The organism is Pusillimonas sp. SM2304 (assembly GCF_031628915.1).
Classification (GTDB): domain Bacteria; phylum Pseudomonadota; class Gammaproteobacteria; order Burkholderiales; family Burkholderiaceae_B; genus Pusillimonas_C.
On sequence record NZ_JAVLUJ010000001.1, the window covers coordinates 1,284,923 to 1,308,959 of the forward strand.

Sequence of the window (24,037 nt, forward strand, 5' to 3'; positions counted from 1 at the left end):
GATGGCGCCCCCCCGGTCTGGCCTCCAGGTCAGATCGGGTTGTCGATATCGATGAAATCCACTTGTATGGGGAACGCGTCGGCAATGGCGCGGCCCAGGGCCTGTACACCATAGCGTTCCGTGGCATGATGCCCGGCCCCGATGAAGGCGGTGCCGGTTTCCCGCGACAGATGAAAAGTGGGCTCCGAGGCCTCGCCCGTCAGGTAGGCATCCACGCCCTCGGCCACCGCCGCTTCCATCATGCTTTGGGCGCCACCCGTACACCACGCGATACGCTGGATTTTTTGTTGCGGATTTCCCACAAGTAAAGGGCGTCGTTGTAAAGCATTGCAAATATCGCTACCAAATTCTTCCAGTGTTTTGCCGCCCGGGCAACGGCCCAGCCAGACCAGATTATCGGGTCCGCAACGCCGCGGGTTGCCGTCTTCGTCCAGTTCCGGCTCCAGGCCCAGTACGCGGCCCAGTTGTGCGTTATTGCCTAGTGCCACATGGGCGTCCAGCGGCAGATGGTAGGCGAACACGTTCAGATTGTGCCGCAGGGCCAGGGCCAGTCTTTCGCGCTTGGGGCCGCGCACGACCGGGTTCTCGTTCTTCCAGAACCAGCCGTGATGCACCAGGATGGCGTCGGCATTTCTTTCGATGGCGGCCTCGAGCAATGCCTGCGAGGCCGTCACTCCGGTGATAATGTGGCGGATGGCGGTTTTGCCTTCTACCTGCAGCCCGTTGGGGCAATAGTCTTTGAAGCGTTGCGGCTGCAGGGTGGAGTCAAGCCAACTGGCCAGTTGCTGCGTAGAAACCTGATTCATTGTTTGCCTATTTCCTTATAGCCTTATGCGTCGATTGTGGTTGCTATTTGCCCAAACGGTAACGGTTTGCCTGGGTATTTTATTCATTGTGGCAACCTTGCGCCCCGATTGGCTGGGCTCCGGGACCAAGGCGCCAGCGCCGGCCACTGCGCCTGCCCCGGCCGCCCCCGGCGCGGCTGCCAGCCTGCCCCAGGCCTCGTACGCCGCGGCCGTTGCGCAGGCCACGCCGTCGGTCGTCAACATTTATACCAGCAAGCATATCAATGTACCGCTGATTCCCACGCCTGCCGACCCCGAGCTGGAGCGGCTGTTCCGTGAAATTCCCGGTTTCAGCCGCCGCAAGGAGTCGACCAGCCTAGGTTCGGGCGTCATCGTGCGCGGCGACGGCTATATCCTGACCAACTTCCATGTGGTGGAAGCCGCCGATGCGATTCAGGTCGCCCTGAGCGACGGCCGTGAAAGCCGGGCCGAGCTGGTGGGCGCCGACCCGGAAAGCGACCTGGCCGTGCTCAAGATCAATCTGCCCGGCCTGCACAGCATTGCCTTCAATGGCGCGCACCCGGTCCGCATCGGCGATGTCGTGCTCGCCATCGGCAACCCCTTTGGGGTCGGGCAAACCACCACCATGGGGATTGTGTCGGGGTTAGGCCGCAATCGGCTGGGCATCAACATTTACGAAAATTTCATTCAGACCGATGCCGCCATCAATCCGGGCAATTCGGGCGGGGCGCTGATCGACACGTCGGGGCGGCTGGTCGGCATCAATACCGCCATTTATTCCGAAACAGGCGGATCGCTGGGCATCGGGTTTGCCATACCGGCCCACGCGGCGCAAACCATCATGGAGCAGATCATCCAGACCGGCACGGTGACACGCGGTTGGCTGGGCATCGAGCCGCAGGACATCACGCCCGACCTGGCCCGTGCCTTCAAGCTGCGGCAGAGCGACGGCGTCATCGTGGCCAGCGTGCAGCGCAATGGGCCTGCCTGGCACGGTGGCCTCAGGGTAGGCGATATCGTGTTGAAGATTGGCGATGAACAGGTGGTGGACTCCATCGGCTTCCTGAACCAGATCGCGCCATTGCCGCCTGGCCAGGCCGTGACCCTGACCATTGCGCGCGACGGCAAGGCTCGCGACATCAAAGTGGAAGTGGGAACGCGGCCGCGCATACGCCGGCCCTGATCGGGGCAGCAAGGCGCCGGATGAAAAAAGAACGCCCCGGATTGGATTGCCCCAAAGGTTGGACATACATCCAACCTTTGGGGCGTTTCGCTTGGCGTATTGCTTAGTCGTTGCGCGTGGCGATTTCGTCGGCGTCGGACGTTTCGTCGTCGGGTTCGCGGGCCTGTTTTTTCTTGATGCCGCTGGCCAGCAGCACGCCGACCTCGAACAGCAGGCATAGCGGCACGGCCAGCATGAACTGGCTGACCACGTCGGGCGGCGTGACCACCGCCGCAATCACAAAAGCCCCCACCACCACATAGCCGCGCGCAGCGCGCAGCTTTTCGACGGTGACCATGCCGCTCATGACCAGCAGAATAACCGCCACCGGCACCTCGAAGGTGACCCCGAAGGCAATGAACATGGTCATGACAAAGCTGACATAGGCTTCGATATCGGGCGCGGGGGTAATGGACTCCGGCGCAAAGCCCGCAATAAAGTGGAACACTGTGCGGAACACGAAGAAGTAGCAGAACGCCATGCCCAGCAGGAACAACAGCGTGCTGGATGCGATCAGCGGCAGGGCAAGCCGCTGTTCGTGCTTATACAGCCCGGGCGCCACAAAGGCCCAGGCCTGGTACAGCACAACGGGCAGCGCCAGCACGAAAGACGCCAGCATCGTGACTTTGATGGGCACCATGAAGGGAGTGATCACACCGGTGGCGATCATGCGCGTGCCTTCGGGCAGCGAAGCCAGCATGGGTTGGGCCAGGACGTCGTAAATGGCCGATGGCCCGGGGTAGATGAACAGCACCACGAAAACGGCCAGCACGGCGAGTACGGCCCGCAACAGGCGGGTGCGCAGCTCGACCAGGTGGGAAATGAAAGTGTCTTGCGACGGGGATGCGTCCTGTGTCACGTTGGCGTCCCTGTTTTTGTCTTGGAAGTGTCGTCGAAGCCGGGCAGCGGCAGCGTAGCGGTGTCCTGTTCCGCCGCCGGCGCATCGGCGGCCGGGGGCGCGGCCTCGGCCGGGGGCTCGGACAGCGGTTCGGGGATGCGTTCCTGTGGCTTGTCCTGCTTGTTGTCGGACGCTTCGGCCTTGGCGCTGTCGACCAGGGACTCGACCGATGCCGACGCGTCCTTAAGCGCCTGCTGGGCTTCGTCCAGCGGTGCGCGCAAGGAGTCGGTGGCGTCTTGCATGGACGACTTGACCGACTTGGCGGCTTCTTCCATCTGGCCTTTCAGGTTGTTGAGCTCGTCCAGGTCCATTTCACGCTGGATATCTGTCTTGACGTCGCTGACGTAACGCTGCGCGCGGCCCACCAAATGCCCGATGGTGCGGGCAACTTTGGGCAGGCGCTCGGGCCCGATGACGATCAGCGCAATCACGCCGATCAGCATAAGTTCACTAAAGCTGACGTCAAACATGAGTAACGGGTTCGCTTAAAGAAAAGAGTTGGGAAAAGGCGCCGTGCTCTTTTCAGACGTCGGTTTTTTCCTTGGCCTGGACGTCGATGGTGTCTTCGCTTTGAACGCGTTGCTGTGTAACGGCCTCAGGGGTTTTTTCTTCGTTGGCATCTTTCATGCCTTTCTTGAAGCCTTTGACGGCGCCGCCCAGGTCTTCGCCCATGTTGCGGATTTTCTTGGTGCCGAACACCAAGGCGACGATGACCAGGACGATAAGCCAATGCCAGATACTGAAACTACCCATGATTTCTCCTACGCAGCCGGGGCTGCACGTTTGTCCCAGGGGCGCGGGCCCCCAATAATATGCATATGCAGGTGGTCAATTTCTTGTCCGCCTTCAATACCTGTGTTGATGACCAGCCGGAAGCCGCCTTCGTGGCCTGGCGTGCAGCCGTTTTCTTGTGCCAGCTTGGGCGCCAGGGCCATCATTCTACCCAACCATTGCGCATCGTCCGCCTGTACTGCCTGCATGGACACAACGTGGTGTTTCGGTATAACTAGCAAGTGTACGGGAGCGGCGGGGTTTATGTCGTGAAAAACAAAAAAATCTTCGTCTTCGTACGCTTTCTTTGAAGGAATATCGCCTTTGGCAATTTTGCAGAACAGGCAGTTGTCGCTCATGACGGTCTCGTGTGGGTGGGTCAGTGTTCGGCTCGGCTGGCTTTTTCCGCCAGGCCCGAGGTGCCTTCGCGGCGGGCCAGCTCGGCCAGCACCTGCTCGGGCCGCAGGCCATAATAGGCCAGGGCCACCATGCTGTGGAACCACAAGTCGGCGGTTTCGCTGACGATGCGCTCGGGCGTGTTGTCTTTGGCGGCCATGACCAGTTCGGTGGCTTCTTCGCCTATTTTCTTCAGGAAGGCGTCGGGCCCCTTGGCCAGCAGCTTGGCGGTGTACGAGCTGCCCGGATCGCCGCCCCGGGCCGGCAGGCGGGATTCCAGCGTGTCGGCCAGGCGGGCCAGGATGGTGGCGGTATCGGCTGGGCTCATTTGTATATCAGCTCGGGATCTTTCAGGACAGGGTCGACGCTGGCCCAGACGGCGTCGTCGGGGGTGCCGTCAAGGCGCCGGAAAAAACAGCTGGCGCGGCCCGTGTGGCAGGCAATGCCGCCTTCTTGCATGACCTTCAGCAAAATGACATCGCCATCGCAGTCCAGGCGGATTTCATGCACGATCTGTATGTGGCCGGATTCTTCGCCCTTGCGCCACAGCCGATTGCGCGAGCGCGACCAGTAGACGGCGTGCCCGGTCGCCACGGTTTCAGCCAGCGACTCGGCGTTCATCCAGGCCACCATCAGTATGGTGCCGGTTTCCGCATCTTGGGCAATGGCCGGGATCAGGCCGTTCTCGTCGAATGAAATAGCATTGAGCCAAAGGGGATCTTGTGTCATGCGGGTAATCGTACCTTAATACCTTGCGCAGCCATGAACTCCTTGGCTTGCTGCACAGTGTATTCTCCGTAATGAAAGATGCTGGCGGCCAGTACCGCGCTGGCCCTGCCGCCGGTCACGCCGTCGGCCAGGTGCTGCAGATTGCCCACCCCGCCCGAGGCGATCACGGGGATGGGGACGGCGTCGGACACGGCGCGCGTCAGTTCAAGGTCGAAGCCCGATTTGGTGCCGTCGCGATCCATGCTGGTCAGCAGCAGTTCGCCCGCGCCGTACTCGGCCATTTTGCGGGCCCATTCGATCACGTCGATGCCAGTGGCCTTGCGCCCGCCGTGGGTGAAGATTTCCCACTTTGGGGGCTCGCCGGGCGCCGAGACGCGGCGCGCGTCGATGGCCACCACAATGCACTGCGAGCCGTGATAGTCGGCCGCCGCGCGCACCAGTTCGGGGTTGGCCACGGCGGCGCTGTTGATCGAGACCTTGTCGGCGCCCGCATTCAGCAGGCGCTGGATGTCGGAGACCTGGCGCACGCCGCCGCCCACCGTCAGGGGAATGAAGACCTGGCTGGCCACCGATTCGATAATGGGCAGGATCAGGTCGCGCGCGTCGCTGGTGGCGGTGATGTCAAGAAAGGTGAGCTCGTCGGCGCCCTGCTCGTTGTATTTGCGGGCGATTTCGACCGGGTCGCCGGCATCGACCAGATCGACGAAGTTCACGCCTTTCACGACCCGGCCCGCCGTGACATCCAGGCAGGGGATGATGCGGCGTGTCAGCGCCGTATCGGCCAGGGCCTTGTCCGGCTGGGTCATGGCGTGCCCAGCCCGTCGGCCAGGTTCTGCGCGGCGGCGAAATCCAGCGTGCCTTCGTACAGGCTGCGGCCCAGGATGGCGCCTTCGACGCCTTCGTCTTCAACGGCGCACAGCGCTTCGATGTCTTTCAGGTCGGTGACGCCGCCCGACGCAATGATGGGGATGTTCACGTGCTGGGCCAGGGCCACGGTGGCTTCGATGTTGACGCCCGACAGCATGCCGTCGCGGCCGATGTCCGTGTAGATGATGGCCTCGCAGCCGTAGTCTTCGAACTTGCGGGCCAGGTCGAGCACGTCGTGGCGGGTGAGCTTGCTCCAGCCGTCGGTGGCCACCTTGCCGTCGCGCGCGTCCAGCCCGACGATGATGTTGCCGGGAAAGGCGCTGCAGGCATCGCGCAGGAAGCCGGGGTCTTTGACCGCGGCGGTGCCGATAATTACATACGAAATGCCGGCGTCCAGATAGCGTTCGATGGTGTCCAGGTCGCGTATGCCGCCGCCGATCTGCACCGGAATGTCGTCGGCCACGGCCTGGATGATGGCCTTGATGGCCGCTTCGTTTTTCGGCTTGCCGGCGACAGCGCCGTTCAGGTCGACCAGGTGCAGGCGCCGGGCGCCCTGATCCAGCCATTGCGTTGCCATGGCGGAGGGGTCATCGGAAAAAACCGTTGCGTCATCCAGGTCGCCCTGGCGAAGGCGCACGCAACGCCCGTCTTTAAGGTCTATGGCGGGTATGAGTAGCATGATGTTATGGATTCCAATCAACAAAATTCCGGTACAGGCGCAAACCATGGCTTGCGCTTTTTTCGGGATGGAACTGTACTGCGAAAATGTTAGCCGCTGCGATGGCGCAGGTAAAGCTGGTGCCGTAGTGGCTTACCCCAACAGTCAGGGCCGGGTCGTCGGGCACGGCGTAGTAGCTGTGCACGAAGTAAAAATGCGTCAGATCGGGAATGCCGTTCCACAAGGCATGGCTTTTTACCTGCTGCACCGGATTCCAGCCCATGTGGGGCACCTTCAGCAGCTCGGGGCCCTGGGGCTGGCCCTGCGCGCCGGCATATTGCGGCCCGGCAAAGCGCCTGACCTTGCCCGGGAAAATATCCAGGCACGGCACATGGCCTTCTTCACTTTCGCTGAACAGCATCTGCTCGCCGACGCACACGCCCAGCAGGGGCTTGCTGCGCGCCGCGCGCAAGACGGCGTCGCGCAGGCCGGATGCGTCCAGCGTGCGCATGCAGTCGGGCATGGCGCCCTGGCCGGGAAAGACCACGCGCGAAGCCTGGTCTATGCCTTGGGGGGTATTGCAGATTTTTATGTCGGCGGCGGGCGCGGCCGCCTGCAAGGCACGGGCCACTGAATGGAAATTGCCCATGCCGTAGTCAACAATCGCGATAGTATTCACGGTAATCAGCCGTTAAAGGGGGGAAAGCCGGGTTTACAGGACACCCTTGGTGGATGGCACCACGCCGGCATTGCGTGGGTCTAGTTCGACGGCCATGCGCAAGGCGCGGCCGAAGGCCTTGAACACGGTTTCACATTGATGGTGCGAGTTTTCGCCGCGCAGATTGTCGATGTGCATGGTGACCAGGGCGTGATTGACGAAGCCCTGGAAGAACTCGCGGGCCAGGTCGACATCGAAGCGGCCGATATGCGAACGTGTGAAGGGAATATGGTAGTACAGCCCGGGGCGGCCTGAAAAATCGATGACCACGCGCGACAGGGCTTCGTCCAGCGGCACGTAGGAATGGCCGTAGCGGCGCAAGCCGGCCTTGTCGCCCACGGCGGCGGCAAAGGCCTGGCCCAGGGTGATGCCCACATCTTCCACGGTGTGGTGGTCGTCGATATGCGTATCGCCATCGCAATGGATGTCCAGGTCGATCAGGCCGTGGCGGGCGATCTGGTCCAGCATGTGATCCAGGAACGGCACGCCGGTATTGATGGTTTGCCGGCCGGTGCCGTCCAGGTTGATGGACACGCGCACGCGCGTTTCGTTGGTGTTTCGGGTGATATCGGCAGTACGCATGATCAGGATTCGGTATCGGCGGGGTTCAGGCGGTATTCGGCACTGGCGGCATGGGCCTGCAGCCCTTCGCCGTAGGCCAGCGTGGCCGCCACGCGCCCCAGGGTTTGCGCGCCTTCCTGCGAGACATGAATCAGGCTGGAGCGCTTCTGGAAATCATACACGCCCAGCGGTGATGAAAAACGGGCGGTACGCGAAGTGGGTAACACGTGATTGGGGCCGGCGCAGTAGTCGCCCAGGGCTTCAGAACTGTAGCGGCCCAGGAAAATGGCGCCGGCATGGCGGATCTGGTCGGCCCACTGTTGCGGGTTCCGGGTGGATATTTCCAAGTGCTCGGCGGCGATATCGTTGGCGATGGCACAGGCTTCGTCCAGATCGCGCACGTGGATCAGCGCGCCGCGGTTGCCCAGGCTGGTGCGGATGATGCCGGCGCGCGGCATGCTTGGCAGCAGACGCTCGATGGCGGCTTCCACCTCGTCCAGGTAGGCCAGGTCGGGGCAGAGCAAAATGGCCTGGGCGAGCTCGTCGTGTTCAGCTTGCGAGAACAGGTCCATGGCGATCCAGTCGGCCGGGGTGGAGCCGTCGGCAATGATCAGGATTTCACTGGGGCCGGCGATCATGTCTATGCCCACCGTGCCGTATACGCGGCGCTTGGCGGCGGCTACATAGGCATTGCCGGGCCCGACAATTTTATCGACCGGCGCAATGGTGGCGGTGCCATAGGCCAGGGCGGCCACGGCTTGCGCGCCGCCTATGCCCCAGACCCGGTCCACGCCGCCGATAGCCGCGGCCGCCAGCACGATGGGGTTGCGCACGCCGTCGGGCGTGGGGGTCACCATGATGACTTCGGGCACGCCGGCCACTTTGGCCGGCACGGCATTCATGAGCACCGACGAGGGGTAGGCGGCCTTGCCGCCCGGCACATACAGCCCCACGCGGTCCAGTGGCGTGATCTTCTGCCCCAGCACCGTGCCGTCGTCTTCCGTGTACGACCAGGTTTGCGCGCGCTGGTGCTCGTGATAGCGGTGCACGCGCTCGGCCGCCGCCTCCAGCGCCTTGCGCTGGTCGGCGGGCAGGGCGTCGCGGGCCGCCAGCCATTCGTGCCGCTCGATTTCCAGCGCCGCCACCGACGCGGCCGATACACGGTCGAAGCGCTGCGTGTAGTCCAGCAGCGCCTGGTCGCCGTTTGCCTGCACATGCCTGAGGATGTCGGCGGTGGCGCGTTCGATCGATTCGTCCTGCGAGGCGTCGAAGGCCAGCAGCGTGCGCAGGGTTGGGTTGAACTGCTCGGACTGGGTGCTCAGGCGTTTGATTGAAGACATGATTCAGGTGGCGAAGGCGATATCGTTCAATGAGTGTATACCGTAACGGGGCCCGGGTTCAGGCCAGGGTGGCCGACGCCCGCGCAAAGGCGTCGATCAGCGGCTGAAGCTTGCCGGCGCGCGTCTTGAGCGAGGCCTGGTTGACGATCAGCCGCGACGATATCGGGGCAATGTCTTCCACCGCGACCAGATTGTTGGCCTTCAGCGTGCCGCCTGTGGACACCAGGTCGACAATGGCGTCGGCCAGGCCCACCAGCGGGGCCAGCTCCATGGAGCCGTACAGCTTGATGATGTCCACGTATACGCCTTTCCTGGCGAAGTGCTCGCGCGCGGCCTGCACGTATTTGGTGGCAATGCGCAGGCGCGAGCCCTGGCGCACCGCCTTTTCATAGTCGAAGCCATTGGCCACGGCCACGCACAGGCGGCACCGCGCAATGTTCAGGTCGATAGGCTGGTACAGGCCGCCCGGGTGCTGGGCGGCGTGCTCGTACAGCACGTCTTTGCCGGCAATGCCGAAGTCGGCGGCGCCATATTGCACATAGGTGGGCACGTCAGAGGCGCGCACGATAATCAGTTGCAGGTCGGGACTGCTGGTGGGCAGAATAAGCTTGCGCGAGGTTTCGGGGTTCTCGGCTACTTCGACGCCGGCCGCGGCCAGCAGCGGCATGGTTTCGTCGAAAATCCGCCCTTTGGACAGGGCAAGCGTCAGGGGACGTTCAAGGCTGGCAGGGCTCATGCGGCTTCCCGGGTTAGGCGTTGAATCTGGGCGCCGACCGAACGCAGTTTTTCTTCCATGCGCTCATAGCCGCGGTCCAGGTGATAAATGCGCTCGACCACGGTGTCGCCAAAGGCGGCAAGGCCGGCAATGACCAGGCTGGCCGATGCGCGCAAGTCGGTTGCCATGACAGTGGCGCCCGATAGCTGGGGAACGCCCGTGACGACGGCGGTATGCCCGTCGATATCGATTTGCGCGCCCATGCGGCCCAGTTCCTGCACGTGCATGTAGCGATTTTCGAAGATGTTCTCGACGATGACGGCAGTGCCGTCGGCAATCGTGTTCAGCGCCATCAGCTGCGCCTGCATGTCGGTGGGAAAGCCGGGGTATTCGCGCGTGCGAAAACCGGTGGCGCGCGGCCGCTTGTTCATGGACCCGCGTATCCAGTCGTCGCCGCACTCAATGGTCAGGCCGGCTTCCTGCAATTTGTCGATGACGGCGCCCATGGTGTGCGGCGCGGCGCGGCGCAGCATGATCTCGCCGCCGGCGGCGCCCACGGCGCACAGGAAAGTACCCGCTTCAATGCGGTCGGCCACCACCTGGTGGCTGGCGCCGTGCAGGCGTTCGACCCCGTCGATGACGATGCGGTCGGTGCCGTGGCCCTGGATGCGGGCGCCCATTTTGTTGAGCAGCTCGGCCAGGTCGGTGATTTCCGGCTCGCGCGCGGCATTTTCAAGCGTGCTGCGGCCTTCAGCCAGCACGGCCGCCATCATCAGGTTCTCGGTGCCTGTCACGGTGACCATGTCGGTGCGGATCGATGCGCCTTTCAGGCGCTTGGCCTTGGCGACCACGAAGCCATGCTCGATCTTGATGTCGGCCCCCATGGCTTCCAGGCCCTTGATGTGCTGGTCCACCGGGCGCTGGCCAATGGCGCAGCCGCCGGGCAGGCTGACGCGGGCTTCGCCGAAACGGGTCAGCAGCGGCCCCAACACCAGGATAGAGGCGCGCATGGTCTTGACCAGCTCGTAGGGCGCTTCCAGGCTGTTGACCTGCGAGGCGTCAAGGTGCACGACACCGTCTTTGCTGTGATCGGACTGAACGCCCATCTGCTTGAGCAGGCGCAGGGTCGTGCCGATATCGTTCAGGGCGGGCACATTCTGCAGCGTAACGGTGTCGGCCGTCAGCAGGCTGGCGCACAGGATGGGCAGGGCCGCGTTCTTGGCGCCCGAGATGGTGATTTCGCCGTTAAGACGGTTGCCTCCGGTAATGTGGAGTTTATCCATTCGGGTTCGCCTTGTATTCGTCCGGGGTCAGTGTGCGCATGGACAGCGCGTGGATTTCTGCCTTCATGCGTTCACCCAGCGCGGAATACACCAATTGATGGCGGGCGATCAGGCGCTTGCCTTCGAAGGCCGGGCTGACGATCAGGGCTTCGAAATGGGATCCATCGCCCCGCACTTCAAGCTGTTCACAGTCGAGGTTGTCGGCGATGTACTGGCGTACTTGTTCTGGGGTAGGCAACATAAGAATCAATTCCGAAGTTTATAGCCGCTGGCCAGCAGGCGCAGGGCAAAGAAACAAAGCGCAATGAAAACGGCGGCGACAACGGCCAGGCTGTGCCATGGCGATACGTCCGAGACGGCGAAAAAGCCGTAGCGGAAGCCGTCTATCGTATAAAAAACCGGGTTCCAGTGCGAGACGGCTTGCCAGAACGGCGGCAGGCTGTGTATGGAGTAGAACACGCCGGACAGGAAGGTGGCGGGCATGATCAGGAAGTTCTGGAAGGCGGCCAACTGGTCGAATTTTTCGGACCACAGGCCGGCCACCAGCCCCAGCGTGCCCATAATGCCGCAAGACAGCACGGCAAAGGCCAGCACCCACAGTATATTGGCAACGGGCAGGCGCACGAAGAACAGCGCCACCAGCCAGACACAGGCGCCTACGCACAGCCCGCGCGCGATCGAGGCCAGCAGGTAGGCGCTGAAGATCTCGCGGTGCGACAGGGGCGGCAGCAGGATGAAGACCAGATTCCCGGTGATGCGGCTTTGTATCAGGGATGACGAGGGGTTAGCGAAGGCGTTCTGCAGCATGCTCATCATCATCAGCCCCGGGATCAGGAAAGAGGTGTAGGGCACGGTGCCGTACACCTGGACCCGGCCTTCCAGCACATGGGCGAAAATCAGCAAATACAGCAGCGCCGTCAAGACCGGCGCGGCAATGGTCTGGAAGGCCACCTTCCAGAATCGCGACAGTTCTTTGCGCAGCAGGGTGGGGAAGCCCGAGCCCATGTCGCTGCGCGGCTCGATGATGGGGGTCGCGCTCATGCCGTCACCCCCAGGAATTCGTCGTCGTGCATGATGCGTACGAAGGCTTCTTCAAGGTGCGATCCGCCTACCCGGGCCAGCAGGGCCTGTGTGGTGTCCAGCGCCACGACCCGGCCGCTCCTGAGCATGGCGATGCGCCCGCACAGCGCTTCGGCCTCTTCAAGATAATGGGTGGTGAGCAAGATGGTGTGGCCTTCCTTGTTCAGCCGGGCAATGAATTCCCACAGGTTGCGGCGCAGGTCGACGTCGACGCCGGCGGTGGGTTCGTCCAGGATGATGACGGGCGGGCGGTGCACCAGGGCCTGTGCCACCAGCACGCGGCGCTTCATGCCGCCCGATAGGGCGCGCATATTGGTTTCGGCTTTGTCGGCCAGGCCCAGATTGTGCAGGATTTCGTCGATCCAGTCGTCGTTATTGCGCAATCCGAAGTAGCCCGACTGTATGCGCAGGGTTTCGCGCACGGTAAAGAAGGGGTCGTAGACGATTTCCTGGGGGACGACGCCCAGTGCGCGGCGCGATTGCCGGAAGTCGTCGACGACGTCGTAGCCGCAGACGCGGGCTTTGCCGGCCGTGGCTTGCGCCAGGCCCGCCAGTATGGAGATCAGTGTGGTCTTGCCCGCGCCGTTGGGGCCGAGCAGGCCGAAGAATTCGCCGTGTTCGACGGTGAAGCTGACGTCGTCCAGGGCCTGGAAGCCGGGTTTGGCGGGGGCGGCCGACAGCCTGTCTTTCCAGCTTCGGCTGCGGGGGGCATATACTTTTGAAATATGTTCTAGAACAAGGGCAGACATAGGTAATGAAAAAAGCCTGGCCCTAAATTAGGCCAAGCTTTGTATTATAGTCGGTGTGCCCAATGGGGGCGCTATCCGGCTGGCAGTTTGGAAATTGGCGTTTGATGGGCTGGGTTTTTGGTGTCTTTTGGGGTGGTTTGGGTTTTTTAAGACGGCCTGCCGGGTGCTGGCGGGGCGGTCGTGCTCCCGTGCCCCGGTCCTGCTGCGCAGGACTGCCCGCGTCAATCCTGACTGGCCGGGCTGGCGCAGAACTCGCGCCATCGGGCCGGTGGCCCGATAAGCCGGCGCTCGAACAACTGCGCCCTTGCCTCTCCGCCAGCCCGTCTTGCCACGGCGTGGCCCAAAGTCGCCCTCCCACCCCGCCAGCACCCGGCAGGCCTCATCATAAATAGGATTGGCACCCTGTTTTGCTTGTCATGTCGTGTGATTGGCGCTGGACGCTGTTGTGCAGCTTACTGTCTGTCATGGCGGGTGGCATGGATGCGATGCCTGTACCAAGCGACTGCAGCCTGAATGCAGCCGGACTCTGTTGGCAAGACTGAGCTCTTTGCTACCTGCCATGACGGGTGGCTTGGGCACCTGCTCAGAAGTCAAACAGTCCAGAAGTCACACAGTCAGCATGCACCCACGCTTGAGGTCATGCAATGCAGGGCATGACCGCCCAAATGCCCTGTGCTTCGAGCCACGCGCGTTAAACCACGCGCGTTAAATCATGGGCGCTCACTCAAGACGCCATGGCACAGCGGCGGATTCAGTCCAATCGCTGGATGCAGTCCAATCGATGGGTTCAGCCAATCAGCCGCTTTACAGGGCTGTCCGGTTGACCGGGGTGTAGGGCGGTTTTCGAAGGCGCCGGATTTAGCGCCGGGCCAGGGATGCAAGGTCGCGGCTGTTCGAATGCGCGTTATCGGGCCACTGGCCCGAGCGCATGAGTTCCGCGACCGCCCTGGTTCGGCGCTAAATTCGGGAAGTTCCGGCCGCAGGCCGGAACCGCCTTCGACTAGCCCGAAATCCTGGTCAACCGGACAGCCCGTGTTTAAGACCTGAACAACCCATGCAAAGGCCCGAACAGCCCGTGTTCAAAGACCTGAGCCACACCAAACACGCGCAATACTAACCTGAGCCTTTAGCCCTGAACCAAAACGGCCCAGAACCCACCGCCAGCAGACATCAACCGCCGCTGCGGTTCAGCGCTGCGATCAGCCCGTCGATGCCGTTTTGCGCAATCTGCTGCGCAAACTGATTCCGGTAATTCTGGATCAGCCAGATACCTTCCACATTCAGATCGTAGATTTTCCAGCCCTGCTGGGTTTTCTCAAGCCGGTAATCCACCCCGACCGCCGGCCCATTGCTTTGCGTCAGCGTAGAACGGACCACGACGTCATCGGCCGAGGCATCGCCCCGGAAGGGCAGCATATTGATGGCCGACTTCTGGTCCACCTGCGCCAGGGCGCCGCTATAAGTGCGGATGAGCGTGCCCTTGAACGCCTGGACCAGCCCCTGCTGCTGCTGGGGCGTGGCCTGGCGCCAGTGGCGGCCGGCCGCCAGGCGCGTGGTTTTCTCGAAATTGACGTAGGGCAGCACGTACTCGTCGATCACCTTGTTGATGCTGGCCAGGTCGCCCGCTTGTACGGCCTGGTTCTTCTTGACCACTTCGAGCGCGTTGTTGGCCACTTCCTGAACGAAATCGTTCGGTGCGGCATTGGTGTCGACCTGGCCCTGGGCCAAGGCCGGGCTCGAAGCCATCAGCCCCGACAGGGCCAGCACGCCGGCGGCCAGCATGGACTGCAGGCGGTGCGTGGCATGGTGGGTAAAAAATGCATGAAACATAAGTAGGGAACTCCTGGCTGTTCGTTTACTGTGCCGCGCCGGCAGTGGGCGGCGTGCCGGACGTATCGGCTTCGTCGTCCGGATCGGCATAGTCGGGCAGATCGTCGTCGGAATAATCCGGGGCGGCAACGCCGTCGCGGCGGCTGTCGACCATGGCTTTGCGATGCTGTATGTAAGCGTCGCGGATAAAGCTGTAACGGTCAAGCGCCACATCGTCAACAAGTTTGTCAGCATCCAGCAGCCCTGCGCGCGTATCGACAATGTACAGGCCGATCAGGGAATTGCGCAGCGGAATGTTGTCGATTTCGAACACGGGCGTGACGGGCGACACGCCGGCGGCGAAGGTGCCCAGCGTGGCGGTGCCGTCGCGCAGGGAGCTGGCGCCAAGGAAAGGCAGCACCACATACGGGCCGGAATCAAAGCCCCAGACGCCCAGCGTCGTGCCGAAGTCGTTCCGGATGCGGGTCGATCCGTTCATGGAGGCCACGTCGATACAACCGCCCAGGCCCATGGTGGAGTTGAACAGCACGCGGCCCAGGGTATTGAAGAAGTCGTGCCCGCGCGCCTGCAGGAAGCTGTTGATGGCCGACCACACATCGGCCAGGTTGTTGAATATGTTGTGGACACATGTTTGCGCCGGATCCGGCATCAACGTGTCATAGCCCGTGGCGATGGGTTTCAGGAAGGCGCGGTCGACGGTGTCGTTGAACGCGTACATGCTGCGGTTATAGCTTTCCCATGGATCGTCGGGGGTGGGGTTGGGCACGCTGGCGCAGCCGGCGGCCAGCGCGGTGGCGCCGATCAGGCTGCCGAGCCGCAGGAACCGTTTCGTGGACGAGGGGGCAGGAGAAGTAGTCATATGATGGATATGGGTAGGCAACAGTCGTTCGATTGTAATCTGCTGTGTCGGCCGGGTTGGCGAAAGAAAGTCACTGCTGGGCGCCCGGAGGCGTCAAGGTGGGCGGCGCGGGTTCGGCGGGGGCGCTGCCCCCTTTGTCGGCCGAGCTGTACAGGAATTTACTGATCAGCTCTTCCAGCACCACCGCGCTTTGGGTGTACTGAATCTGGTTGCCCTGGGCCAGGTTCTTGTCTTCGCCGCCCGGGGTCAGGCCAATGTACTGCTCGCCCAGCAAGCCCGAGGTCAGGATCGAGGCCGACGAATCGGTGGGAAACTGGTATTGCTGCTCAAGGTCGAGCGTGGCCACCGCCTGGAAGCGTTCATTGTCGAAGCCGATGGCGGCCACGCGGCCCACCACCACGCCGCTGCTCTTGACCGGGGCGCGGACCTTCAGGCCGCCCAGGTTATCGAAATAGGCCTGCACCTGATAGGTGGGCGCAAAGGAAAACGAGCTCATATTGCCGGCCCGCAAAGCCAGGAACAGCAGGGCGATGCCGCCCAGCAATACAAACAGGCCAACCCAGAAATCGGTTTTTTCACGTGTCATGATTAATCTTGGTCCGTATTTACGTTAGTTGCTGAACATCAGCGCGGTCAATATGAAGTCCAGCCCCAGCACGACCAGCGAGCCGCTGACAACGGTGCGCGTGGTCGCGCGCGACACCCCTTCGGGCGTGGCCTTGGCCGTCCAGCCCGCGTGCAGGGCGATCAGCGTGACCGCAATGCCGAACACCACGCTCTTGACGACGCCGTTGAGCACATCCTTGAAAACATCCACGCCGTTCTGCATTTGCGACCAGAAGGCGCCCGGGTCGATGCCGATCAGCAGCACACCCACGATCCAGCCGCCAATAATGCCCACCATCGAGAACACGGCGGCCAGGATGGGCATGGCGACCACGCCGCCCCAAAAGCGCGGCACCAGCACGCGGCGTATGGGGTCCACCGCCATGACTTCCATGGCGGCGATCTGTTCGCCGGCTTTCATCAGGCCGATCTCGGCCGTCAGCGATGTGCCCGCGCGCCCGGCAAACAGCAAGGCGGTCACGACGGGGCCCAATTCGCGCGTCAGGGACAGGGCCACCAGCAGGCCCAGCGCCTCTTCGGAACCGTAGCGATTCAGCGTGTAATAGCCTTGCAGTCCCAGGACAAAGCCCACGAACAGGCCCGAGACGGCAATGATCAACAAAGAATAATTGCCGATAAAGTGAATTTGCTGCGAGACCAGCCCGGGCCGCTTGAGCGCGACGCTGCTGCGCGCCAGGATGGCGCCGGCCAGGCGCATGAAAGCCCCCAGTCCGCTGATGCCGTTGCGGACCCGCGCGCCCAGCCTTGAGATCGATTGAACAGGCGATGTCATGAGCGTTTGCCGTGTTGATCCAGCCAGGCCTGGAAGGCGGGCGTGGCGGGGTAGTGAAAAGCGATGGGGCCGTCGGGCGCGCCGTCCAGGAACTGGCGCACATAGGCGTCTTGCGAGTCGGACAGCGACCGCGGCGTGCCGCTGGCGATCAGCTTGCCCTGGCCCACCACATAGACCTGGTCGGCGATGGCGAAGGATTCGGCCACATCGTGCGTAATCAATACAGAGGCACAGTGCAGGCGGTCGGTCAGGTTGCGGATCAGTTGGGCGGTAATGCCCAGCGAGATCGGGTCCAGCCCGGCAAAGGGCTCGTCGTACAGAATCAGTTCGGGTTCGAGCACGATCGCCCGGGCCAGGGCCACGCGCCGCGCCATGCCGCCGGATATTTCCGAGATCTTCAGGTGAGCCGCGGCGCGCAGGCCCACGGCGTCGAGCTTGTCCAGCACGCGTTCCACGACCTGGCTTTCAGATACCTGGGTATGCTCGCGCAAGGGAAAGGCCACGTTCTCGAACACGTTCAGGTCCGTGAACAGGGCGCCCTGCTGGAACAGCACCCCCATGCGCTGGCGCAGTTCGCGCAGCTGTTCGCCCCTGGCCTGCGCCATGTCGCTGCCGAAGACGCGAATGGTGCCGCGCTGGGCGCTGATCTGGCCGGTGGCCGCGCGCAGCAAGGTGGTCTTGCCCGAACCGGAGCCGCCCATCATGGCCACGACCTGGCCCTTGTGGACCTCAAGGTCGATGTCTTGCAGCACAGTAAAGTCGCCGTAGCCCAAGGCTACGTTATTGAACTTTACGATGGGGTCGTCGTTGGCAGAGGTTGAGTTCATAGGCACGGCGGCTTGGCAATCAGCTTTGCATTGTATCCTTTTCGCCCCGCAATGAAAGCGGCCTGGATGCCGCCCCGCCCAAGCCGCTTAGCGCGGCAGCACACTGCTCCCCATCAGGAAGGCATCGACGGCCTTGGCGCACTGGCGGCCTTCGCGGATGGCCCAGACCACCAGCGACTGCCCGCGGCGCATGTCGCCGGCGGCAAATACCTTATTTACGCTGGTGGCGTAGTCGTCGGTATTGGCCTGGGCGTTGCCGCGCGCGTCCAGATCGATGCCGAAGGCATCCAGCACGTTCTTGACGGGCGAGACGAAGCCCATGGCGAGCAGCACCAAGTCGGCGGGCAGTTCGAACTGCGAGCCCTCGACTTCGCGCATTTTCATCTGGCCGGTGGCTTTGTCCTTGAACCATTCCACGCGCGAGGCGATCAGTTTCTCGACCTTCCCGCCCTTGCCTTCAAAAGCCTTGGTGGCCACCGCCCAATCGCGCTCGCAGCCTTCTTCGTGCGACGAGGAGCTGCGCAGCTTGATGGGCCAGTATGGCCAGGTCAGCGGCTTGTCCTCGACGTCGGGGGCCTTGGACATCAGCTCGAACTGGGTGACCGATGCCGCGCCCTGGCGGTTGCTGGTGCCCACGCAATCCGAACCGGTATCGCCGCCGCCGATCACAATGACGTGCTTGCCCTTGGCTGAAATCTGCTTGCTCAGGCGATCGCCATTGGTGGCCTTGTTCTGCTGGCGCAGGAAGTCCATGGCGAAATGGATGCCGCGCAGCTCGCGTCCCGGCGCGGGCAGGTCGCGCGGGTTTTCAGCGCCGCCGGTCAGCACCACGGCGTCGAACTCGGCCTGCAGCGATTCGGGCGTGCGGACGTTCAGGCCTTCTTCGGCGTGCTCCTGGGCGCCTACATAGGTCGAGGGGCAGAACTCCACGCCTTCGGCCTCCATCTGCGCCAGGCGGCGGTCGATATGGCTTTTTTCCAGCTTGAAGTCCGGAATCCCGTAGCGCAGCAGGCCGCCGACGCGGTTGCTTTTCTCGAACACGGTGACCGAGTGGCCGGCGCGCGCCAGCTGCTGGGCGCAGGCTAGCCCGGCGGGGCCCGAGCCGACGACGGCCACTCTTTTTCCGGTCTTGCGGGTGGGCGGCTGTGGGACGACCCAGCCTTCGGCCCAACCCTTGTCGATGATGGCGTGCTCGATGGATTTGATGCCCACCGCCTCGTTATTGATGTTCAGGGTACAGGCGGCCTCGCAGGGGGCGGGGCACACGCGGCCGGTGAATTCCGGGAAGTTGTTGGTCGAGTGCAGCACGTCCAGCGCACGGCGCCAGTCCTGCTTGTAGACCAGGTCGTTCCAGTCGGGAATGATGTTGTTGACCGGGCAGCCGCTGGTGCAGAAGGGGATGCCGCAGTCCATGCAGCGCGCGCCCTGTTGCTTGGCCTCGGTGTCGGTCAGGGTGTTGACGAATTCATTCCAGTGCTTCAGCCGCAGTTGCGGCGCCTCATAGGTTTCTTTGACGCGTTGGAATTCAAGAAAGCCGGTGACTTTGCCCATGTTCATTTTCCTCAGGCAGCAATTTGTTGGGGGTTGGCGGCGCGCCAAAGCTCGCCCAGGGCGCGGCGGTATTCCGTCGGCATGACCTTGACAAAGGCCTGGCGGGACTGGTTCCAGTTATCCAGAACGTCGCGGGAACGGAAGCTGCCGGTATAGCGGTAGTGATCTTCGATCAGGCGGCGCAAGATCGCCTCGTCGGTTTCGCGCTCGCCGCCGCGCACCGCGCTGTGCCAGGTCTCGACCTGGCCTTGTTCGAACTGCTCGTCGTGGGGCACGACCCGCTCCAGTTCGACCATGGACAGATTGCAGGATGGGCGGAAGGTGTTGTGCGGGTCCCACACATAGGCCACGCCGCCCGACATCCCGGCGGCAAAGTTGCGGCCGGTGGCGCCCAGCACGACCACCGTGCCGCCCGTCATGTATTCGCAGCCGTGGTCGCCCGTGCCTTCCACGACCGTGGCCGCGCCCGAGTTGCGCACGGCAAAGCGCTCGCCGGCCACGCCATTGAAAAAGGCTTCGCCCGACAGCGCGCCGTACAGCACGGTATTGCCGGCAATGATGTGATCGGGGCCAAAGCCGCGGAAGTCATTGGGCGAGCGGACCACGATGCGGCCGCCCGACAGGCCCTTGCCGACATAGTCGTTGGCTTCGCCGACCAGGTCCAGCGTGATGCCGTGCGCCAGGAAGGCGCCAAAGCTTTGCCCGGCCGTGCCGTTGCACTGTATGTGTATGGTGTCGTCGGGCAGGCCTTCGTGGCCATAGCGGGCCGCCACCACGCCGGACAGCATGGCGCCGATGGTGCGATTGCGGTTGCGCACCGGCGTGATGAACGAGACTTTTTCGCCGCGCTCGATGGCCGCCTTGCTGCGCTCGATCAGTTGATGATCCAGGGCATGGTCCAGGGCATGGTCCTGCGTGTCGGTTTGATACAGGGGGGCGCTGCTGGGCACCGCATGGAAAACGCGGCTGAAGTCCAGGCCTTGCGCCTTCCAGTGCTCGATGCCGGGACGCATGTTCAGCAGGTCGACGCGTCCGACCAGTTCGTCGAAGGTTCGTATGCCCAACTGGGCCATGATTTCGCGGACTTCCTCGGCCACGAAGAAGAAGTAATTGACGACATGCTCGGGCTTGCCGCTGAATTTCTTGCGCAGGACGGGGTCTTGGGTGGCCACGCCCACAGGGCAGGTATTCAGGTGGCACTTGCGCATCATGATGCAGCCCTCGACCACCAGCGGCGCCGTGGCGAAACCGAACTCATCGGCGCCCAGCAAGGCGCCGATGGCCACATCGCGGCCGGTTTTCATCTGGCCGTCGGCCTGCACGCGGATGCGGTTGCGCAGATTGTTCAGCAACAGGGTCTGCTGTGTTTCAGCCAGGCCCAGTTCCCAGGGCGTGCCGGCGTGCTTGATGGACGACACCGGCGAAGCGCCTGTGCCCCCGTCGTGGCCGGCAATGACCACATGATCGGCTTTGGCCTTAGCCACGCCGGTGGCCACCGTGCCCACGCCCACTTCCGATACCAGCTTCACGGAAATCGAGGCGCGCGGATTCACGTTCTTCAGGTCGTGTATGAGTTGGGCCAAGTCTTCGATCGAATAGATGTCGTGGTGCGGCGGGGGCGAGATCAGGCCGACGCCGGGCACCGAGTAGCGCAGCTTGGCGATATATTCCGACACCTTGTGGCCGGGCAGCTGGCCGCCTTCGCCGGGCTTGGCCCCCTGCGCCATCTTGATCTGGATCTGGTCGGCGCTGGACAGGTATTCGGCCGACACGCCGAACCGCCCGGAGGCCACCTGCTTGATGCGGGACCGCAGCGAATCGCCCGCAGCCAGCGGCACGTCGGCCTCGATGCGGTCCGAACCCAGGAAGGACGCCAGGGTATCGCCCTTGCGAACCGTGGGCTTGCCGGCGCGCATTTCGGCGCGGTAGCGCAGCTCGTCTTCGCCGCCTTCGCCGGTGTTGGATTTGCCGCCGATGCGGTTCATGGCCACGGCCAGCGTGGCGTGCGCCTCGGTCGAGATCGACCCCAGCGACATGGCGCCCGTGGCGAAGCGCTTGACGATCTCTTTGGCCGGCTCCACTTCGTTCAGGGGGATGGCGCGGGCGGGATCGACCTTGAACTCGAACAGGCCGCGCAAGGTCATGTGGCGGCGCGACTGGTCATTGATCAGTTGGGCGTATTCTTTATAGGTGCTGTAGTTGTTGGCGCGCGCGGCGTGCTGCAGCTTGGCGATGGAGTCGGGCGACCACATGTGTTCCTCGCCCCGGACGCGCCAGGCGTATTCGCCGCCGGCGTCCAGCGCATTGGCCAGGACCGGGTCGGCGCTGAATGCCGACGTATGCACGCGCAGCGCCTCTTCGGCCACTTCAAAAATGCCGATGCCCTCGATATGGCTGGGCGTGCCCGTAAAGTATTTGTTGACCAGGCTGGAATGCAGGCCGACCGCCTCGAAGATCTGCGCGCCGGTGTACGACATATAGGTCGAAATGCCCATCTTGGACATGACCTTGTTCAGGCCTTTGCCGATGGCCTTGATATAGTTTTTGACGGCGGTGTCGGGCTGGGGCAGGGCCGCCAGCGACTCCAGCGCCAGGTAGGGGTGGATGGCTTCGGCGCCGAAGCCGCCCAGCAGGGCGAAGTGGTGCACCTCGCGGGCCGAGCCCGTTTCCACCACCAGGCCGGTATTGGTGCGCAGGCCGGCGCGGATCAGGTGCAGGTGGATGGCGGATGTGGCCAGCAGGGCGGGAATGGCCACGTGTTCGCTGTCGACCTTGCGGTCGGTGATGATCAGGATGTTGTAGCCGCTGCGCACGGCGTCGGCGGCATTGGCGCACAGGCCGGCCAAACAGGCTTCGATGCCGTCCGGACCCCAGGCGGTGGGGTAGGTGATGTCCATTTCCAGGCTGCGGAACTTGTTGGACGTGATCCCGGCGATATGGCGTATTTGCGCCATGGCGGCAAAATCCAGCACCGGCTGCGAAACTTCCAGGCGCAGCGGCGGATTCACATTGTTGATGTCCAGCAGGTTGGGCTTGGGCCCAATGAAGGACACCAGCGACATCACCAGCTGTTCGCGTATGGGGTCGATGGGCGGGTTGGTGACCTGGGCGAACAACTGCCGGAAGTAGTTGTAGAAGGGTTTGGCGCGGTTGGACAGCACGGCCAGGGGCGCATCGTTGCCCATCGAGCCGGTGGCTTCTTCGCCGTTGGCGGCCATGGGCTGCAGCACGAACTTGAAGTCTTCCTGCGTCCAGCCGAAGGCCTGCTGGCGCTTGAGCAGCGTTTCGGACTTGTGCGGGGCTTCTGCATTCTGCGCGGGCAGGGCTTCCAGCTTCAGGCGCAGGCGTTCGATCCATTGGCGGTAGGGCCGGGTATTGGCCAACTGCGACTTGATTTCCGAGTCGTCGATGATGCGGCCTTGCTGCAGGTCGATCAGGAACATCTTGCCCGGCTGCAGGCGCCATTTCTTGATGATGCGGTGTTCCGGAATCGACAGCGTGCCGGCCTCGGACGCCATGATCACCATATCGTCGTCGGTGACCAGGTAGCGGGCGGGACGCAGGCCATTGCGGTCCAGCGTGGCGCCGATCTGGCGGCCATCGGTAAAGGCCACGGCGGCGGGGCCGTCCCAGGGTTCCATCATGGCCGCGTGGTATTCATAGAACGCGCGGCGGTTTTCGTCCATGTCGGCGTGCTGTTCCCACGCTTCCGGAATCATGATCATCATCGCGTGGGCCAGCGAATAGCCCGACATCACCAGCAGCTCAAGACAGTTGTCGAAGGTGGCCGTGTCCGACTGGCCTTCGTAGACGATGGGGTAGAGCTTGGGCAGGTCGGCGCCCAGCACGGCGGACTGCATCATGCCTTCGCGGGCGCGCAGCCAGTTGAAGTTGCCCTTGACCGTATTGATTTCGCCGTTGTGGGCGATCATGCGGTAGGGGTGGGCCAGGGGCCAGGCCGGGAATGTATTGGTGGAAAAGCGCTGGTGCACCATGGCCAGCGCCGACACGGCGCGGGTGTCGGCCAGGTCGCGGTAGTAGCTGCCCACCTGGTTGGCCAGCAGCAGGCCCTTGTACACCACCGTGCGCACGGAGATCGACGGCACGAAGTATTCCTGCCCGTGGGCCAGTTGCATGTGCTGGATGGCGTGGCTGGCGGTCTTGCGGATTACGTACAGTTTGCGCTCCAGCGCATCGGGCACCATGATGTCGGGGCCGCGGCCAATGAACAGCTGGCGGATCACCGGCTCACAGGCGCGCACAGTGGGGGACATGGGCATGTCGCAGTCAATGGGGACGTCGCGCCAGCCCAGTACAACCTGGCCTTCGTCGCGCACGGCGCGCTCCAGTTCCTGCTCACAGGCCAGGCGCGAGGCGGTTTCCTTGGGCAGGAAGACCATGGCTACGCCGTATTCGTCGGGCGGAGGCAGTTCCACGCCTTGCGAGGCCATGTCCAGGCGGTACAGCGCGTCGGGAATCTGGATCAGAATGCCCGCGCCGTCGCCCATGAGTTCGTCGGCGCCGACGGCGCCCCGGTGGTCCAGGTTTTCAAGGATCTTCAGCCCCTGCTGGATGATGGCATGGCTTTTGCGCCCTTTGATATGGGCGACAAAGCCGACGCCACAGGCGTCGTGCTCGTTATGGGGGCTGTACAGGCCGTGGGTGCTGGCTTGGGCGGCAGCGTCGGGCAGCGTAATGGAAGTATGGGGCTGAGACATGGCAGGCTCGCTAAATTGATGCAGTGCAAGAATTTGACGATACTGCGATTCCGGGCGCTT

At 63.2% G+C, this 24,037-nt stretch carries 25 protein-coding genes; 1 reads left to right on the forward strand and 24 read right to left on the reverse strand.

The window, feature by feature from the left end; translation table 11 throughout:
- Window positions 1–29 precede the first annotated feature (29 nt).
- On the reverse strand, window positions 30–806 hold the full coding sequence (locus tag RE432_RS05850; RefSeq protein ID WP_310932324.1) for a Nif3-like dinuclear metal center hexameric protein: 777 nt from the start codon (window positions 804–806) through the stop codon (window positions 30–32).
- A gap of 25 nt (window positions 807–831) precedes the next feature.
- On the opposite strand from RE432_RS05850, the gene RE432_RS05855 reads away from it, so the two are divergent.
- Complete coding sequence (locus RE432_RS05855; RefSeq protein WP_310932325.1) at window positions 832–1,989, forward strand: trypsin-like peptidase domain-containing protein; 1,158 nt, start codon at window positions 832–834, stop codon at window positions 1,987–1,989.
- Window positions 1,990–2,092: 103 nt separating this feature from the next.
- Here the strand turns inward: RE432_RS05855 and tatC are convergent, their stop codons facing one another.
- The 23 genes from tatC to RE432_RS05970 form a co-directional block, all read right to left on the reverse strand.
- Window positions 2,093–2,887 (reverse strand): twin-arginine translocase subunit TatC, encoded by a 795-nt coding sequence (tatC, locus tag RE432_RS05860; protein WP_310932326.1) that lies wholly within the window; start codon window positions 2,885–2,887, stop codon window positions 2,093–2,095.
- On the reverse strand, window positions 2,884–3,396 hold the full coding sequence (tatB, locus tag RE432_RS05865) for a Sec-independent protein translocase protein TatB (protein ID WP_310932327.1): 513 nt from the start codon (window positions 3,394–3,396) through the stop codon (window positions 2,884–2,886). Before tatB ends, tatC begins: the two co-directional genes overlap by 4 nt.
- 52 nt (window positions 3,397–3,448) lie before the next feature.
- A complete protein-coding gene (tatA, locus tag RE432_RS05870; protein ID WP_310932328.1) occupies window positions 3,449–3,679 on the reverse strand; it encodes a Sec-independent protein translocase subunit TatA in 231 nt (76 codons plus the stop codon).
- An 8-nt stretch (window positions 3,680–3,687) separates the two neighbouring features.
- Window positions 3,688–4,056 carry a histidine triad nucleotide-binding protein gene (locus RE432_RS05875; protein ID WP_310932329.1) on the reverse strand — a complete coding sequence of 123 codons (369 nt, stop codon included), beginning with the start codon at window positions 4,054–4,056 and terminating at the stop codon, window positions 3,688–3,690.
- A 20-nt stretch (window positions 4,057–4,076) separates the two neighbouring features.
- Complete coding sequence (locus RE432_RS05880) at window positions 4,077–4,421, reverse strand: phosphoribosyl-ATP diphosphatase (protein ID WP_310932330.1); 345 nt, start codon at window positions 4,419–4,421, stop codon at window positions 4,077–4,079.
- Window positions 4,418–4,822, reverse strand: coding sequence for a phosphoribosyl-AMP cyclohydrolase (gene hisI / locus RE432_RS05885; RefSeq protein WP_310932331.1), 405 nt, complete (start codon window positions 4,820–4,822; stop codon window positions 4,418–4,420). Before hisI ends, RE432_RS05880 begins: the two co-directional genes overlap by 4 nt.
- A complete protein-coding gene (gene hisF / locus RE432_RS05890) occupies window positions 4,819–5,628 on the reverse strand; it encodes an imidazole glycerol phosphate synthase subunit HisF (protein WP_310932332.1) in 810 nt (269 codons plus the stop codon). Before hisF ends, hisI begins: the two co-directional genes overlap by 4 nt.
- Window positions 5,625–6,368 (reverse strand): 1-(5-phosphoribosyl)-5-[(5-phosphoribosylamino)methylideneamino]imidazole-4-carboxamide isomerase, encoded by a 744-nt coding sequence (hisA, locus tag RE432_RS05895; protein ID WP_310932333.1) that lies wholly within the window; start codon window positions 6,366–6,368, stop codon window positions 5,625–5,627. The genes hisF and hisA overlap by 4 nt, the downstream gene beginning before the upstream one ends.
- Before the next feature lie 4 nt (window positions 6,369–6,372).
- The gene (gene hisH, locus RE432_RS05900; protein WP_310932334.1) at window positions 6,373–7,026 is read right to left on the reverse strand and encodes an imidazole glycerol phosphate synthase subunit HisH; all 654 of its coding nucleotides are present in this window, start codon (window positions 7,024–7,026) and stop codon (window positions 6,373–6,375) included.
- Window positions 7,027–7,059: 33 nt separating this feature from the next.
- A complete protein-coding gene (gene hisB / locus RE432_RS05905) occupies window positions 7,060–7,647 on the reverse strand; it encodes an imidazoleglycerol-phosphate dehydratase HisB (protein WP_310932335.1) in 588 nt (195 codons plus the stop codon).
- 2 nt (window positions 7,648–7,649) lie between these two features.
- Window positions 7,650–8,966 (reverse strand): histidinol dehydrogenase, encoded by a 1,317-nt coding sequence (hisD, locus tag RE432_RS05910; protein ID WP_310932336.1) that lies wholly within the window; start codon window positions 8,964–8,966, stop codon window positions 7,650–7,652.
- A 58-nt stretch (window positions 8,967–9,024) separates the two neighbouring features.
- Complete coding sequence (gene hisG, locus RE432_RS05915) at window positions 9,025–9,702, reverse strand: ATP phosphoribosyltransferase (RefSeq protein ID WP_310932337.1); 678 nt, start codon at window positions 9,700–9,702, stop codon at window positions 9,025–9,027.
- Window positions 9,699–10,964 (reverse strand): UDP-N-acetylglucosamine 1-carboxyvinyltransferase, encoded by a 1,266-nt coding sequence (gene murA / locus RE432_RS05920; RefSeq protein WP_310932338.1) that lies wholly within the window; start codon window positions 10,962–10,964, stop codon window positions 9,699–9,701. The genes hisG and murA overlap by 4 nt, the downstream gene beginning before the upstream one ends.
- Window positions 10,957–11,205, reverse strand: coding sequence for a BolA family protein (locus RE432_RS05925; protein WP_310932339.1), 249 nt, complete (start codon window positions 11,203–11,205; stop codon window positions 10,957–10,959). Before RE432_RS05925 ends, murA begins: the two co-directional genes overlap by 8 nt.
- A gap of 5 nt (window positions 11,206–11,210) precedes the next feature.
- Window positions 11,211–12,005 carry an ABC transporter permease gene (locus RE432_RS05930; RefSeq protein WP_310932340.1) on the reverse strand — a complete coding sequence of 265 codons (795 nt, stop codon included), beginning with the start codon at window positions 12,003–12,005 and terminating at the stop codon, window positions 11,211–11,213.
- Window positions 12,002–12,793 carry an ABC transporter ATP-binding protein gene (locus tag RE432_RS05935; protein ID WP_310932341.1) on the reverse strand — a complete coding sequence of 264 codons (792 nt, stop codon included), beginning with the start codon at window positions 12,791–12,793 and terminating at the stop codon, window positions 12,002–12,004. The genes RE432_RS05930 and RE432_RS05935 overlap by 4 nt, the downstream gene beginning before the upstream one ends.
- 1,170 nt (window positions 12,794–13,963) lie before the next feature.
- Window positions 13,964–14,623, reverse strand: a complete 660-nt coding sequence (locus RE432_RS05940) for a phospholipid-binding protein MlaC (RefSeq protein ID WP_409079814.1) — start codon at window positions 14,621–14,623, stop codon at window positions 13,964–13,966.
- 25 nt (window positions 14,624–14,648) lie between these two features.
- Window positions 14,649–15,482, reverse strand: a complete 834-nt coding sequence (locus tag RE432_RS05945; RefSeq protein ID WP_310932342.1) for a VacJ family lipoprotein — start codon at window positions 15,480–15,482, stop codon at window positions 14,649–14,651.
- A gap of 70 nt (window positions 15,483–15,552) precedes the next feature.
- A complete protein-coding gene (gene mlaD, locus RE432_RS05950; RefSeq protein ID WP_310932343.1) occupies window positions 15,553–16,068 on the reverse strand; it encodes an outer membrane lipid asymmetry maintenance protein MlaD in 516 nt (171 codons plus the stop codon).
- Window positions 16,069–16,092: 24 nt separating this feature from the next.
- Window positions 16,093–16,881 (reverse strand): lipid asymmetry maintenance ABC transporter permease subunit MlaE, encoded by a 789-nt coding sequence (mlaE, locus tag RE432_RS05955; protein WP_310932344.1) that lies wholly within the window; start codon window positions 16,879–16,881, stop codon window positions 16,093–16,095.
- Entirely contained in the window at window positions 16,878–17,708 is an 831-nt protein-coding gene (locus RE432_RS05960; protein ID WP_310932345.1) for an ABC transporter ATP-binding protein, read from the reverse strand. The genes mlaE and RE432_RS05960 overlap by 4 nt, the downstream gene beginning before the upstream one ends.
- Before the next feature lie 87 nt (window positions 17,709–17,795).
- Window positions 17,796–19,259: a glutamate synthase subunit beta gene (locus tag RE432_RS05965; protein WP_310932346.1), complete on the reverse strand. Its 1,464-nt coding sequence runs from the start codon at window positions 19,257–19,259 to the stop codon at window positions 17,796–17,798.
- 11 nt (window positions 19,260–19,270) lie between these two features.
- Window positions 19,271–23,977, reverse strand: coding sequence for a glutamate synthase-related protein (locus RE432_RS05970; RefSeq protein ID WP_310932347.1), 4,707 nt, complete (start codon window positions 23,975–23,977; stop codon window positions 19,271–19,273).
- Window positions 23,978–24,037: the final 60 nt, after the last annotated feature.